Origin of the sequence: Streptomyces coeruleofuscus (assembly GCF_039532725.1) — a bacterium.
Taxonomy (GTDB): domain Bacteria; phylum Actinomycetota; class Actinomycetes; order Streptomycetales; family Streptomycetaceae; genus Streptomyces; species Streptomyces coeruleofuscus.
The window spans coordinates 589,799-603,156 of record NZ_BAAASE010000005.1 but is presented as its reverse complement, the minus strand read 5'-3'; the positions used below and the strand labels follow the sequence as shown (position 1 = coordinate 603,156).

At 73.3% G+C, this 13,358-nt stretch carries 13 protein-coding genes; 4 read left to right on the top strand and 9 right to left on the bottom strand.

Translation table 11 applies throughout. From position 1 onward, the window contains the following. Positions 1-207: 207 nt before the first annotated feature. Together ABFX81_RS22145 and ABFX81_RS22140 are read right to left on the bottom strand one after the other, a co-directional pair. On the bottom strand, positions 208-1,362 hold the full coding sequence (locus ABFX81_RS22145) for a M20/M25/M40 family metallo-hydrolase (RefSeq protein ID WP_086848939.1): 1,155 nt from the start codon (positions 1,360-1,362) through the stop codon (positions 208-210). A 38-nt stretch (positions 1,363-1,400) separates the two neighbouring features. Further along, positions 1,401-2,975 carry an AbgT family transporter gene (locus ABFX81_RS22140; protein WP_346138537.1) on the bottom strand — a complete coding sequence of 525 codons (1,575 nt, stop codon included), beginning with the start codon at positions 2,973-2,975 and terminating at the stop codon, positions 1,401-1,403. Between the two features lie 112 nt (positions 2,976-3,087). On the opposite strand from ABFX81_RS22140, the gene ABFX81_RS22135 reads away from it, so the two are divergent. From ABFX81_RS22135 to ABFX81_RS22125, 3 genes are read left to right on the top strand one after another with little or no spacing between them, the layout of a single operon-like run. After that, complete coding sequence (locus tag ABFX81_RS22135) at positions 3,088-4,131, top strand: Lrp/AsnC ligand binding domain-containing protein (protein WP_086848941.1); 1,044 nt, start codon at positions 3,088-3,090, stop codon at positions 4,129-4,131. Further along, complete coding sequence (locus tag ABFX81_RS22130; RefSeq protein ID WP_086848949.1) at positions 4,118-5,512, top strand: M20/M25/M40 family metallo-hydrolase; 1,395 nt, start codon at positions 4,118-4,120, stop codon at positions 5,510-5,512. The genes ABFX81_RS22135 and ABFX81_RS22130 overlap by 14 nt, the downstream gene beginning before the upstream one ends. Positions 5,513-5,564: 52 nt before the next feature. After that, positions 5,565-6,197, top strand: a complete 633-nt coding sequence (locus ABFX81_RS22125; RefSeq protein ID WP_086848943.1) for a chorismate mutase — start codon at positions 5,565-5,567, stop codon at positions 6,195-6,197. On the opposite strand, the gene ABFX81_RS22120 is transcribed toward ABFX81_RS22125, so the two are convergent. Together ABFX81_RS22120 and ABFX81_RS22115 are read right to left on the bottom strand one after the other, a co-directional pair. Further along, positions 6,194-6,664 carry an SRPBCC domain-containing protein gene (locus ABFX81_RS22120; protein ID WP_086848945.1) on the bottom strand — a complete coding sequence of 157 codons (471 nt, stop codon included), beginning with the start codon at positions 6,662-6,664 and terminating at the stop codon, positions 6,194-6,196. The genes ABFX81_RS22125 and ABFX81_RS22120 overlap by 4 nt on opposite strands. Positions 6,665-6,673: 9 nt before the next feature. Beyond that, positions 6,674-7,117, bottom strand: coding sequence for a DUF779 domain-containing protein (locus tag ABFX81_RS22115; RefSeq protein ID WP_346138535.1), 444 nt, complete (start codon positions 7,115-7,117; stop codon positions 6,674-6,676). A 175-nt stretch (positions 7,118-7,292) separates the two neighbouring features. Between ABFX81_RS22115 and ABFX81_RS22110 the strand changes: the two genes are divergently transcribed. After that, positions 7,293-8,048, top strand: a complete 756-nt coding sequence (locus ABFX81_RS22110; RefSeq protein WP_346138534.1) for a thioesterase II family protein — start codon at positions 7,293-7,295, stop codon at positions 8,046-8,048. Between the two features lie 122 nt (positions 8,049-8,170). On the opposite strand, the gene ABFX81_RS22105 is transcribed toward ABFX81_RS22110, so the two are convergent. The 5 genes from ABFX81_RS22105 to ABFX81_RS22085 all read right to left on the bottom strand — a co-directional run bounded on the left by ABFX81_RS22105 (position 8,171) and on the right by ABFX81_RS22085 (position 13,303). Further along, positions 8,171-9,013 (bottom strand): SDR family oxidoreductase, encoded by an 843-nt coding sequence (locus ABFX81_RS22105; protein ID WP_086840651.1) that lies wholly within the window; start codon positions 9,011-9,013, stop codon positions 8,171-8,173. A 77-nt stretch (positions 9,014-9,090) separates the two neighbouring features. Continuing rightward, the gene (locus ABFX81_RS22100; RefSeq protein ID WP_346138533.1) at positions 9,091-10,278 is read right to left on the bottom strand and encodes an NAD(P)/FAD-dependent oxidoreductase; all 1,188 of its coding nucleotides are present in this window, start codon (positions 10,276-10,278) and stop codon (positions 9,091-9,093) included. Beyond that, entirely contained in the window at positions 10,275-10,472 is a 198-nt protein-coding gene (locus tag ABFX81_RS22095; RefSeq protein WP_086840648.1) for a ferredoxin, read from the bottom strand. The genes ABFX81_RS22100 and ABFX81_RS22095 overlap by 4 nt, the downstream gene beginning before the upstream one ends. 37 nt (positions 10,473-10,509) lie before the next feature. Further along, positions 10,510-11,751 (bottom strand): cytochrome P450, encoded by a 1,242-nt coding sequence (locus tag ABFX81_RS22090; RefSeq protein WP_086840645.1) that lies wholly within the window; start codon positions 11,749-11,751, stop codon positions 10,510-10,512. Positions 11,752-11,818: 67 nt separating this feature from the next. Then, a complete protein-coding gene (locus tag ABFX81_RS22085; RefSeq protein ID WP_086840643.1) occupies positions 11,819-13,303 on the bottom strand; it encodes an MFS transporter in 1,485 nt (494 codons plus the stop codon). Between the last annotated feature and the right edge of the window lie 55 nt (positions 13,304-13,358).

Genomic DNA, 13,358 nt, shown 5'->3' with positions numbered 1-13,358 from the left:
GTGGGGCTCGCTGTGCGGCACGGGGCACTGCCTTTCCGCGTCAGACCCGCGTCGGTTCCTCGTCCGGGCCGTCGGCGGGGCTGCGCGCACGTGGGATTGGCATGGGCAGGCTAGAAAGCGCTTGCCGTCGCACCCTAGGCGAGCCCGCGTGAGGGAGTCCAGAGGTCGGGGAGGCCCCTGCGGCCACAGCGCCCCGGCCTTCCGTGCCTACGCCGCCCCCGCCATGAGGAGCCCCGCCAGCAGCGCCGTGCGCGACGGTAGATGGTCCAGCAGGACGTGCTCGTGCCGCGCGTGGGCGCCGTCGCCCACCGCGCCCAGGCCGTCGAGGACGGGACGGCCGAGCGCGGAGACGAAGTTGCCGTCGCTCGCCCCGCCGACGGCCGTCTCCCGCAGGGGCCACCCCAGCTCCTCCGCTGCCGCACGCGCCTGCTTGAACAGGAGCCGGGAAGCGGGCGTCGGCACCATCGGGGGACGGTTCCAGCCGCCGGTGACCGTGACCCGGACCCGGGGGTCGGAGGGCGTGAGGGAGGCCAGTGCGGCGTCGACGCGGGCCGCTTCCGCGGGGTCGGGGATGCGTACGTCGATGCCGCAGCTCGCCCGGCCGGCGACGACGTTGCGGCCGGTGCCGCCGCCGATCAGCCCGACGTTGACCGTCGTGCCCCGCTCCCGGGAGCCCAGCCCGGCGATGCGCGTGACCAGTTCGGCGAGGGCGTGCACGGCGCTGGCGCCCCGGTACGGATCGAGGCCCGCGTGTGCCTCCACGCCCTCCACCGTCACCTCGAAGAGGCCGACGCCCTTGCGGGACGTCTTCAGCGCCCCCTCCGGACCGGCCGCCGCCTCGCACACGAGCGTGGCCGCCGCGTCCTCGCTCAACCGCTCGATGTGCGGCCGGGAAGCAGGGCTGCCGATCTCCTCGTCGCCGTTCAGGAACAGCCGTACCGACGGGCGCGGCAGGTCCAGTTCCCGCAACAGGCGCAGCGCCCACACCGCCTGTACCAGGCCGCACTTCATGTCGAACACGCCCGGTCCGGTGGCCCGGCCGTCCTCGCTCACCCGGAAGGGCCACTCGGCGAGGGTGCCGGCCGGCCACACCGTGTCGTAGTGGCACAGGACCAGCACCACGGCCGGGGACGTGCCCCGGTAGAGCAGCTCCAGCATGTCGCCGTGCGGGCCGCCGTCGTACCTCCGCGCGTCGTCGGGAGGGCCGAGCCGGTGGTGTGTCCAGGCCTCGACGGCCGCGAGGCCGGCGGTCAGCAACTCCTTGTCGTCGCTGGGGGTCTCCAGCTCGACCAGCCTCCGCAGGTCGCCGGTCATCTCCGGCAGGGCGGTCCGGGCCGGCGACTCGACACGGGTCAGGGACATGGGCGTTCCTCCTCGTACGTACGAAAGCGGCCGGGCGGTCAGCGGACGGGCACCCCGGGGCCCAGGGGAATGCCGAGCGCCCACCAGGCGTAGAACAGCAGCGTCCAGGCCACCAGCATGACCAGGCAGAGCGGCAGGGTCAGCGACAGCAGCGTGCCGATGCCGGCCGAGCGCCGGTAGCGCTGGACGACGCCCAGGGTCATGACGAAGTAGGCGCTCATCGGGGTCGCCGCGTTGGTGCAGGAGTCGGCGATGCGGTACACCGCCTGTGTCACCTCGGGCGGGATGTCGAGCAGCATGAACATCGGCACGAACACCGGGGAGACCAGGGCCCACTGGGCGGAGCCGCTGGTGACGAGCAGGTTGATGACCGTGCAGACGAGCAGGACGCCCAGGAACGCGACCGGGCCCGTGATGCCCGCCGACTTCAGCAGGCCGGCGCCCCGGATCGCCAGGACCTCGCCGACGCCGGTCCACTTGAAGTACGCCAGGAACTGGGAGATGGCGAAGAACAGCACCAGGATCGGCGCCATCTCGCGCAGGCCCTTCGCCATCTGGTCGGGGATGTCCCGGCCCGTCCGTACGGTCCCGACCGTGCGCCCGTACACGGCGCCCACGATCAGGAACGCCACCGCCAGCACGACCGCGATACCGGTGAGCACCGGCGACTCCACGATGCTGCCGCCCTCGCCGCGCAGCGGTGACCCGGCCGGGGCCGTCGCGGCCACGACCAGCGCGGTGAACCCCAGCAGCGCGACACCCGCGTTGCGCAGGCCTCTGCGCTCCTCCGGGCGCAGCGTCAGTCCCCCGGCTTCCGTACCGGCGGCCTCGGGGGCGTCCTCCGGCTCCGGTTCCTCGGGCATCGCGGCCACCCGCCGGGCGATGACCTTCTCCGTGACGACGGTGACGACGAGGGCCAGGACGACCGACGAGGCCACGGAGAAGAAGTAGTTGGACAGCGGGTTGACCACGTACGAGGGGTCGACCGTGTGCGCGGCGGCCGTCGTGAGCCCGGCCAGGATCGCGTCCGTCGGTGTGACCAGCGGGCTCGCGTCGTACCCGGCGGACACCGACACGAACGCCACCACGGCACCGAGCATCGGACTGCGCCCCACCGCCCGGAACGCCATCGCGCCCAGCGGCACCAGCACCACGTAGGCCGCGTCGGACGCGACGTGCGCGACCATGGCCGTGAAGGCGAGCGTGAACGTCAGCCACCGGGCCGGGACCCGGGCGACGGCCGCCCGCAGCATCGCGGGCAGCAGCCCCGAGCGGTCGGCGACGGCCACGCCGAGCATCACCACGAGGATCGTGCCGAGTGGCGGGAACGTGGCGTAGTTGGTCACCGCGTCGGAGATCATCATCCGCAGCCCCTCGCCCGAGACGAGGCTGCGCACCCCCACCGTCTTGCCGGTGGCGGGGTTGAGCGCGGAGGCGCCGGTGGCCGACAGAAGCCAGCTGACCAGCGCCAGGACGACGCTGAGCACACCGAACAGCCAGAAGGGGTGGGGGAGTTTGTTGCCGAGGCGCTCGATGCGCCCGAGGACGGCGAGCAGCCGGGACAGCTGCTTCGAGGGAGCGTCGGGCGGCGGGGGCGAAGTGGCGGTGGTCACTTCCCTATTGACGACCCTCTTGACGAAATCATGCAAGTAAAAAGGTTGTTGCGGTCGTATCGTTCGTGTGAAGTCGCTGGTTGACGGATTCGTTCCATGGAGGATGGGTCGCATGGAGAACGCTCTGGACGATGACGACCTCGACCTGGTCGCCGCTCTCCAACGCGCGCCGCGCGCCCCGCTCAGCCTGCTGGCCCAGGCGCTGGGCGTGTCGGCGAGCACCGTGGGACGGCGGCTGGCCCGGCTGGAGTCGAACCGGCTGCTGCGGGTGATCGGCCAGGTCGACCTGTCGGTCACCGGAGAGGGCACTCCCTGGCACGTGTGGATCACCGCGCCGGGACGGGCCGTCGACGTCGCCCGGCGGCTCGTGGAACTGCCCGAAGCGGCCCACGTCGCGGTCACCGCCGGGCAGGCGGACGTCTACTGCGTCGTGCAGCCCGCGCGCCGCGCCGACGCCCGCGACCTGCTCACCCGGCGCATCGCCACGCTCCCCGGCGTACGTTCCACCCGGACCGAACTCGTCCTGCGGGCGGACACCAAGTCCGACTCCTGGCGGCTGCCCCGGCTGACGGAGGATCAGCGCCGGCTGCTCGCCACGTACACCGCGGAGGAACGCGAGACGGACCCGGGCGGCACGGACCGGCCCGCCCGCCCCACCGGTGACGAACTGCGCACACTGCGGCTGCTCGCCGCCGACGGCCGGACGACCGCCGCGCAGGTGTCCCGGGAACTGGGCATCGGGCAGTCCACCGCCTACCGCGTCACCCAGTCGCTGCTCCAGCGCGGACTGGTCCGCCCCCGCGTGGAGATCGAGCCCGAGCTGCTCGGCTACGCCCTGGAGGCGGTGGTCGCCCTGACCGTGTCACCGGGCGGGATGCGCGAGGCCGCCCGGACACTCGCCCGGCATCCCTCCGCCCGGTACGTGTCCACCAACGCGGGCGCCTTCTCCGTCGTCCACCAGGGCGTCTTCCGCGACGAGGAGGGTCTCGCGGAGTTCCTCACCGGGGACCTGGCGGAGCTCGGCGGGGTGATCTCCTTCGACGTCTCCGTGGTGCTCCAGGCGCTGCGGAGGCACTGGCTCAACCGGGAGGACGGCCGCCTGGCCGACGTACCCGGCCCCACGGACACCGGGAGTGCACGGCATGACGACACGTGAGACCGCCATCGGCCTGGCGGAGGCCTACTACGACTCCGGCGGCTTCCTGGCCGACCTGCGGCGCCGCGTCGCGTTCCCGACCCAGAGCCCGCCGCCCGACGGCACCGGCCCGCTGCGCGCCTACCTGGCCGACGAACTCGCCCCCGCCGTACGCCGCCTGGGCGCGACCGTACGGATCGTCGACAACCCGGTGCCGGACGCGGGCCCGTTCCTGCTCGCCCACCGGCACGAGGCCGACGGCCTGCCCACCGTCCTGGTCTACGGCCACGGCGACGTCGTCCCCGGCCAGGACGGCCGCTGGCGCACCGGCCTGTCCCCCTGGGAACTCGTCGTCGAGGGCGACCGCCTCTACGGGCGCGGCACCGCCGACAACAAGGGCCAGCACACCGTCGACCTGGCCGCGCTCGAACAGGTCCTGGCCGCCCGGGGAGGCCGGCTGGGCTTCAACCTGAAAGTCCTTGTGGAGACGGGGGAGGAGTCGGGCTCCCCGGGCCTGCACGAGGTCTGCCGCCGGCTGGCTGACGACCTGGCCGCCGACCTGCTCATCGCCTCCGACGGCCCACGCCTCGCGGCCGGCCGCCCCACCCTGTTCCTCGGCTCCCGGGGCGCCGTCAACTTCCGCCTGCGCGTGGCCCTGCGCGAGGGCGCCCACCACTCGGGCAACTGGGGCGGCGCACTGCGCAACCCCGCCACGGTGCTCGCCGGGGCCCTGGCGACCCTGGTCGACTCCCGGGGCCGCATCCTGGTGGAGGGACTGCGGCCGCCGGCGCTGCCCGGGCCCGTCGCGGCCGCCCTGGCGGATCTCACCGTGGGCGGCGGGGACGGCGACCCGGAGGTGGACACCGACTGGGGCGAGCCGGGCCTCAGCCCGGCCGAACGCGTCTTCGGCTGGAACACCCTGGAGGTCCTCACCCTGGCCGCCGGGGATCCCGCCAAGCCCGTCGGCGCCATCCCCGGCACCGCCCATGCCGACGTCCAGCTCCGCTTCGTCGTCGGCACGCCCTGGCACGACCTGGAACGCATCGTCCGCGAACACCTCGCCGCCCAGGGCCTGTCCATGGTCGACGTCGACGTCCTCCAGGCCGTCCCCGCGACCCGCCTCAGCCCGGACGACCCCTGGGTCAGCTGGGCCGTGGACTCCCTGCGGCACACCACGGGCAAGGAACCGGCCGTCCTGCCGAACCTCGGCGGCACCCTCCCCAACGACGCCTTCGCGGACATCCTCGGCCTGCCCACCGTGTGGGTCCCGCACTCCCACCCCTCCTGCTCCCAGCACGCCCCCGACGAACACCTGTTGGGGTCGGTGGCCCGCGAAGGGCTGCGCATCATGGCGGGTCTGTTCTGGGACCTCGGCGAACACCCGCCTGACACCGATCGGTAGGTTGCGGACAGCGCCGTCGTCCGGCGCTTCGCCCCCGCGGAAGGACACCCCTGTGCGTGCTCGACGTCTCCGGCCCGTCCTCACTCTCCTCGGCACCCTGACGGCCGCGGCCACCCTGGCGCTCGGGACGGCAGGCCCGGCCACCGCCGCCGAGCGTCCCGTCCCCGCACGTCACACGGCCGCCGCGCACGGCCTGACGCCGGACCTGACGCCGGTGACCGAACTGCTCGCCCAGCGGCTGCTGCTGGCCGACAAGGTCGCCGCCGCCAAGTACGGCACGGAGACGCCGATCGACGATCCGGAGCGCGAGGCGCGGATCCTGGACGACGTCCGCACCCGGGCGGCCGGCCTCGGACTCGACCCGGACGCCGTGGCCGCCGTGTTCCGGGACCAGATCGAGGCGAACAAGCTGGTGCAGCGCGGCCTGTACGCCCGCTGGGACGCGAACCCCGGCGAGCGCCCCACCGAACGGCCGGACCTGGCCAAGGAGGTCCGCCCGGCCCTCGACCGCATCACCACACAACTGCTGGCCACGCTCGACGGCACGGAACGCGCCCGGACCCTGCCGTCATGCGGTCCCCGCCTGGTCACGGCCGCCGGCTGGTCCGCGTACACCCACCGGCTCGACGGCCTGCACCTGAAGGGGCTCGGGCGGGCGCTGCCGTCCGTCTGCGCCGCGCCTTAGCCGTCCCGGCCGGTCTCGACGAACCGGGCCAGATTCTCCAGGGCCATGCGCGTGCCCGTCTCGTTGTCGGCGGCGGGCACGGCGTCGGGGATCCCCTCGTGGACCATGAGGACGTCGGTGCCACCGCCGTCGGCGTCGGTGAGTGTCGTCGTCAGGGTCATCGTGCCGCCCAGGGCGGGGTCGACGGCCTCGAAGGCGAGCACCTCGACCACCTGCTCGTCCGGCACGAGCCGTGCGAAGTGGCCGTGGTACGTGTCGGTGTGCGCGGCCGACTTGCCGGTGGCGTCCGGTGCCTCGTAGGTGAGCGAGACACGGAACCTGCCGCCCTCCCGCGCGTCGAACTCGTGCACCTCACAGCTCATCCCGGCCGGCACCCGCCAGCACGCGATCGCCTCCGCGCTCACCAGCGCACGGTAGACGTCCGCACGGGGCGCGCCGACATGCCCGGAGACCCGCGTCGTGTACATGGGCTCACACTAGGCGACCTCGTCCGCCCCCGTCGGCAGCGGTGGTTCCGACTCGATGCGCCGCAGCTCCTCGTCGGTCAGGAGGCGGGAGCGGAGCAGGAAGCGGACGCCTTCCGGGGCCTCCAGGGAGAAGCCGCTGCCGCGGCCGGGGACCACGTCCACGGTGAGGTGGGTGTGCGACCAGTAGGTGAACTGGTCCGCGCTCATCCAGAACGGGGTGTCCCCGGCCACGTGCCCCAGCAGGACGTCCGCGGCACCGACCCGGAACTCGCCGCGCGGGTAGCACATCGGAGCGCTGCCGTCGCAGCAGCCGCCGGACTGGTGGAACATCACCGGCCCGTGGGTCCCGGTCAGCCGCCGCAGCAGGTCCTCGGCGGCGGGCGTCAGTTCGACACGTCCCGTGCGCGCGGTCGTCGGCAGCACGCCGGGGGCGGGGGCGGGTGAGTCGGTCATGGGGTACCTCCCTGCGGTAGGGGTGCCCAGCCATGGTCACCCGGAAGTGTCCGTCCTGGAAAGCCGCCCGAGCGCTGTGTGCCGGCCTACAGAATGGGAGATGCACGACGGCGTGCGCCTGCGGGTCCGCTGTCCCGCGCAACCGAGGTCCCGCGCAACCGAACAGGAAGGCCCCATGACCGCCACCGATCCCTGGATACGGCGCTTCTTCCCGAGCCCCGACGCCCCCGTGCAACTGGTCTGTCTGCCGCACGCGGGCGGTTCGGCGTCCTTCTTCCGGCCGGTGGCCCAGGCACTGAGCCCCGGCGTCGAGGTGCTCGCCGTGCAGTACCCGGGGCGCCAGGACCGGCACCGCGAGCCCATGATCGACACCATCGGCGGCCTCGCGGACCAGGTGTGCCGGGCCGTGACGGGCGCGGTCGACCGCCCCTTCGCCCTGTTCGGGCACAGCATGGGCGCGGTACTGGCCTTCGAGGTCGCCGTACGGCTGGAGCGGGCCGGGCGGGTCGCCGAGCGGGTCTTCGTCTCGGGGCGCCGGGCACCGTCGTGCCACCGCGACGAGCAGGTGCACCGGCGTGACGACGCCGGGATCATCGCCGAACTGCGCGGGCTCAGCGGCACGGACCAACAGGTCTTCGGTGACGAAGAGTTGATGCGCATGGTGCTGTCGGCCGTGCGGAACGACTACCGCGCCGCGGAGACCTACGTGTGCACGACGGACCACCGGCTCCGCAGCCCCGTCACCGCGCTGAGCGGAGACGACGACCCCAAGACGAGCCAGGAGGAGATACGCGCCTGGAGCGCGCACACCCGGGGCGCCTTCGAGATGGAGCGGTACTCCGGCGGACACTTCTTCCTCGTCGACCACGCGCCGGACGTGGTCCGCCTCATCCGCGAGCGGCTGACCCAGCCCGCTGTCGCGCCACGCTGAGCGGATACGGGCCGAGTGCAGACCGAAGGCAGGGCGCTTGCGGCGACGATCAGCCGGACCGTGGCCCGCCCGGCCCGTCGCGGCGTCCTTCCCGGCCGGCCGGGCCGACGGCCCGGGAACCATCACCCCGGACGTCGCATGTGCCGGCGGATCCAGGCCGCCTGCCCGCCGTCGACGAGCAGGTCGCTGCCGGTGATGTACCGGGCCTCGGGGCCGGTGAGGAAGGCCACGGCGTCGGCGATCTCGCCGGGCGTGCCCGGCCGCCCCGCGCCGCACGCGTCGAGCATGCCGAGCATGTGCCCCTCGGCATCCGAGTCGGCCTCCGCCTTCGCCATGGCGGTGGCGATGACACCCGGGCTGATCGTGTTGATACGGGCGCCGAGCCGGTTCCAGGCCAGGGCGGCGGCCTGCACGCGTACGTGGTTGGCGCGTTTGGCGAGGATGTAGGCGGCGGTCGGGTCGTCGCCGAGGGCCGTGACCGCCTTCAGCCCGAGCAACTCCTCGGCGGGAGCCGTCGCCAGGGCGGCCTCGTCCTCGCCGTCGATCGATGCCATGTGTCCGGCCAGGCTGGCGACACAGACCAGCGAGGTGCCCTGGACGGCCACCTTCTCGAACGCCTCGATCACGTACACCGTGCCGAGCAGGTCCACGTCGAGGATCCTGCGGACCGGGGCCGTCGCGGCGGCGACACCGGCGGTGTGCACCACGGCGGTGATCCGCCCCTGTTCCGCCGCTGTCCGGGCGAGCCGCTCGACCGACGCACGGTCGGAGACGTCGGTCGGCACGCCGTGTGCCGCGTACCCCTGCGCGCCCAGCTCCGCCACGACCCGGTCGAGCCGCTCGCGCGAGTGGTCGGCGAGGATCAGTGTCCGTCCGCTGCCCAGGCGCCGCGCGACCGCCGATCCCATCCCGCCCACTCCGGTGACGACGACCACCTCACCCGGGTCGTCCGTACGGTTCCGCATGTGCGATCTCCTTGCTGAATCCGAAAAGGGCGGGAACGGCACGGGGTCCGCTCCCGCCCGGGGTGGGGTACCGAGGGTCAGGCCGCCTCGGTTCCGGCGGCCGGTACGGCGTCGCGCCAGGCCGTCCCGCCCGCGATGGCCTGCCGCCAGGCGCGAACGGCCTTGGGCGGCATGCCGACCGTCAGGGCGCCGGTCAGCCGCTCGCCCGTGCGGTAGGCGGCCACGAACCTGCCCTCCGCCAAGTCGCCCTCCACGACGGCGACTTCGTCGTGCCCGCGCAGATGGCCGTACGCCTGGACCTTCACGTCGTACTGGTCGGACCAGAAGTACGGCACCGGCGCGAACGGCCTGCGCGCGTCCGGCGCGGCGAGCAGGTTGCGGGCGGCGGCCATGCCCTGCTCGGCGGCGTTCGTGCGGTGCTCGATCCGCATCGACGTCCCGAACAGCGGGTTGTCCCAGCGGGCCACGTCACCGGCCGCGTACACCCCCGGCGCGGCCTCGCAGAACTCGTCGCAGAGCACACCGTCGCCGACGCGCAGCCCGCTGCCCGCCAGCCACTCGGTGTTGGGCAGCGAGCCGATGGCGACCAGGACCTCGTCGGCCTCGACCAGTTCGGCGTCCGCGAGCCGCACGCCCCCGCCGGTCACCTCGGTCACGGAGACGCCGGTGCGCAGCTCCACGCCGTGGTCGAGATGGGCCCGGGCGAGCACCTGGCCGACCTCGGTGCCGACGGCGTGCGCCAGCGGCACGGGAGCCGGTTCGAGCAGGGTCACGCGGGCGCCCAGCCGCCAGGCCACCGCGGCGGCCTCGGCGCCGAGGAACCCGGCGCCCACCACGACCAGCCGACAGCCCGGCTTCAGCCTCTCGCGCAGCGCGAGGGCGTCGTCCAGGGTGCGCAGCACATGGGCGCGGCCGTCGCCGGGCAGCCGCCGCGGACGCACCCCGGTGGCCACGATCAGCCCGTCGTACGGCAGCCGAGACCCGTCGGCCAGACACACCGTACGGTCCGTCAGGTCCAGCCCGGTCGCCGCCGTCCCCAACCGCAGGTCCAGGCCGAGGGCGTCGAGGTCGGCCCGGGGACGCAGCAGCAGCCGTCCGGTGGTCCACTCGCCGGAGAGGATCTGCTTGGACAGCGGGGGACGGTCGTACGGGGCGTGCGGCTCGTCACCGACGAGGGTGAGCGAGCCGTCGTAGCCCGCCCGGCGCAGGGTCTCGGCCGCCGCGAGCCCGGCGGCCGAGGCGCCGGCCACCACGACGCGCCTCACCCCTCCACCAGCCGGATCGCCGCGGCCGGGCAGACCGCCACGGCCTCGCGTACGTCGTCGAGCAGTTCCTCGGCGGGCCGCTCCTCCAGCAGGATCGCGACACCGTCGTCGTCCCGCTGGTCGAAGACGTCGGGAGCGGCCATCACGCACTGCCCCGACGCCACGCACTTCGGTACGTCCAGTTCCACACGCATGCTTGTCACCTCGGTTGTTTCTGGGTGGGGGAGGGGGTCACCAGGCCACGGGCAGGCTGTGCACGCCGTAGGTGGTCCCGGTGTGGTCGAACTCCAGGTCCTCGATCGCCGCGGCCAGCCGCAGGGTCGGGACGCGGCGGTAGAGGGTGCCGTAGACGACCTGGAGCTCCAGGCGGGCCAGGTTCTGGCCCAGGCACTGGTGCGGGCCGTAGCCGAACGCCTGGTGGATACGGGCCGGTCGGGCGATGTCCAGCCGTTCCGCCCCGGGGAAGACCTCCGGGTCCCAGTTCGCGGCGTGCAGGTCGAAGATGATGCCGTCGCCCTTGCGGATGACTACGTCACCGATCTCGATGTCGTCCTTGGCGACCCTGCGCACGCCGGTCTGGACGATGGACAGGTAGCGCAGCACCTCGTCCACCGCGTTCGCGACCACCTTCGGGTCGTCGGTCTCGCGCAGCAGGGCGAGCTGGTCGGGATGCTGGAGGAGGGCGAGGGTGCCGAGGCTGATCATCGTCGCGGTGGTCTCGTGACCGGCGATCAGCATCGCCACGCCCATGTGGACGGCCTCGGTGTGCGTCATCTCGCCGGCCCGGACGCGGCCGGCCATCTCCGACAGCACGTCGTCGTCCGGATCGGCCGTCTTCCGCGTGATCAGGTCGTCCAGATAGGCGGCCAGTTCACCGCTGACCCTCCTGGCCTCGTCCGCCGGGACCGAACCGTCGAGCACCAGGCTGCTGCTGCGCTGGAAGAAGTCGTGGTCCTCGTACGGCACTCCGAGCAGTTGGGCGATGACCAGGGACGGCACCGGCAGCGCGAACGCCGTGAGCAGATCGACCGGGTTGGGGCCGGCGAGCATCTCGTCGATCAGGTCGTCGACGATCTTCTGGACCGGCTCCCGCATCTTCTCGATCCGCTTGACGACGAACGGCCCGTTGACGGTCCGCCGCAGCCGCGTGTGCTCCGGGGCGTCCGTGTTCGTGATGAGCCGCGGTGAGACCGGCGCGATCGCCGCCCGGTGGGCGTTCACGTACGGGAAACCGGGGTCGAGGTCGTCGTCGCTGACGCGCGGGTCGGGCAGCAGGGCCCGCTGGTCGGCGTGCCGGGTGACCAGCCAGGGAGTGCTGCCGTTCCAGATCCGCACCCGCGTGACCGGCTTCTCGGATCGCAGCTCCTGCGCGGCCGGGGCCGGGGCCAGCGGGCACTCCGCCGCCCGCGGCAGCGGGTACTCGGGCAGCGGCCCGGAGGCGCCGGTGACGGGGCAGGCCAGGGCATCGGACATGACATCTCCTCAGAGGTGGGTGGGGGAGGGCGGCCGACCGCGAAGCGGTGGCCGAGACCGGTGTGAACTAGGAGCGCGCGCCGGAGAACTCCGCCTGCTCGGCGGGGCCTTCCGCCACCGGGGCGGGTTCGGCGGCGGCCTGCCGGCGGGGGAGGAAGGAGGCGAGGAAGAAGGCCAGGAGGGCGGCTCCGGCACCGATGGCCATGACCGTCCTGAAGCCGTTCTCGGAGGGCAGCAAGTGGCCGCCGAAGCCGGTGGTCATCTGCGCCAGGATGACGCCGGCGAGGGCGCTGGCGAACGACGTGCCCATGGAGCGCATCAGGGTGTTGAGGCTGTTGGCCGCGGCCGTCTCGGAGGCCGGCACGGCGCCCATGATCAGGGCGGGCATGGCGCCGTAGGCGAAGCCGACGCCGCCGCCGATGACGCAGGCGACCAGGACGATGTGCCAGACCTCGGACATCAGCACGAGGCTCAGTCCGTAGCCGGCCGCGACGACGACCGCGCCGATCATCAAGGTGACCTTCGGTCCCTTCGCCTTGGTGATGCCGGCGGAGACGGCCGACATGGCCATCATCACCAGACCCTGCGGAGCCAGGATCAGGCCGACGGCCAGCATCGACTTGCCCAGCCCGTAGCCGGTCTGCTCGGGGAGCTGGAGGACCTGCGGCAGGACGAGCGACATGGCGAACATCGAGAAGCCGAGCGCGACCGAGGCGAGGTTGGTGAACAGCACCTGCCGGCGCGCGGTGGTGCGCAGGTCCACCAGCGGCTGGGCGGTGCGCAGCTCGTACCGCCCCCAGACCAGGAAGATCACGACCGCGGCACCGAACAGACCGAGGGTCGTGCCGCTGGTCCAGCCCCAGTCGCCGCCCTTGGAGACGGCCAGCAGCAGGGACACCAGCGCGGCGGACAGTCCGAGCGAGCCGGGCAGGTCGAAGCTGCCGCCGGTGCGGACCTTCGACTCGGGTACGACCAGCACTACCAGCGCCAGGGCGGCGACACCGAGGACGGCGGAGGTCCAGAACAGCACGTGCCAGTCGTAGCGGTCGGCGATGAACGCCGCCGCGGGCAGCCCGAGGGCACCGCCGACGCCGAGCGAAGCGCTCATCAGGGCGGTGGAGCCGGCCAGCCGCTCGGCGGGCAGGACGTCGCGGAGCACGCTGATGCCGAGCGGGACGACGGCCGCCGCCAGGCCCTGCATCGTCCGGCCGACGACCATCGGGACGAGCGAGTCGCTCAGGGCGCAGACGACCGAGCCGGACACCAGCAGCACGATGCTGACCAGGAGCATGCGGCGCTTGCCGAACATGTCGCCGAGGCGCCCGACGACCGGGGTGGCGACGGCGGCGGCGAGCAGGGTGGCGGTGACCGCCCAGGCGGCGTTCGACGCCGAGGCGTCCAGGTACCTCGGCAGCTCGGGGACGATCGGGATGACCAGGGTCTGCATCAGCGAGACCACGACGCCGGCGAGGGCGAGCACCGCGACCACGGCGTTCGGTCTGGGCGGGGCGCTCGACCCGGTCTCCGCGTGGCGGGCGACGGTGTCGGACATGGCAGGCCTCCGTGGGGCGGGGAGCGGGATTGCTTGACTTAGGCAAGCAGAATTG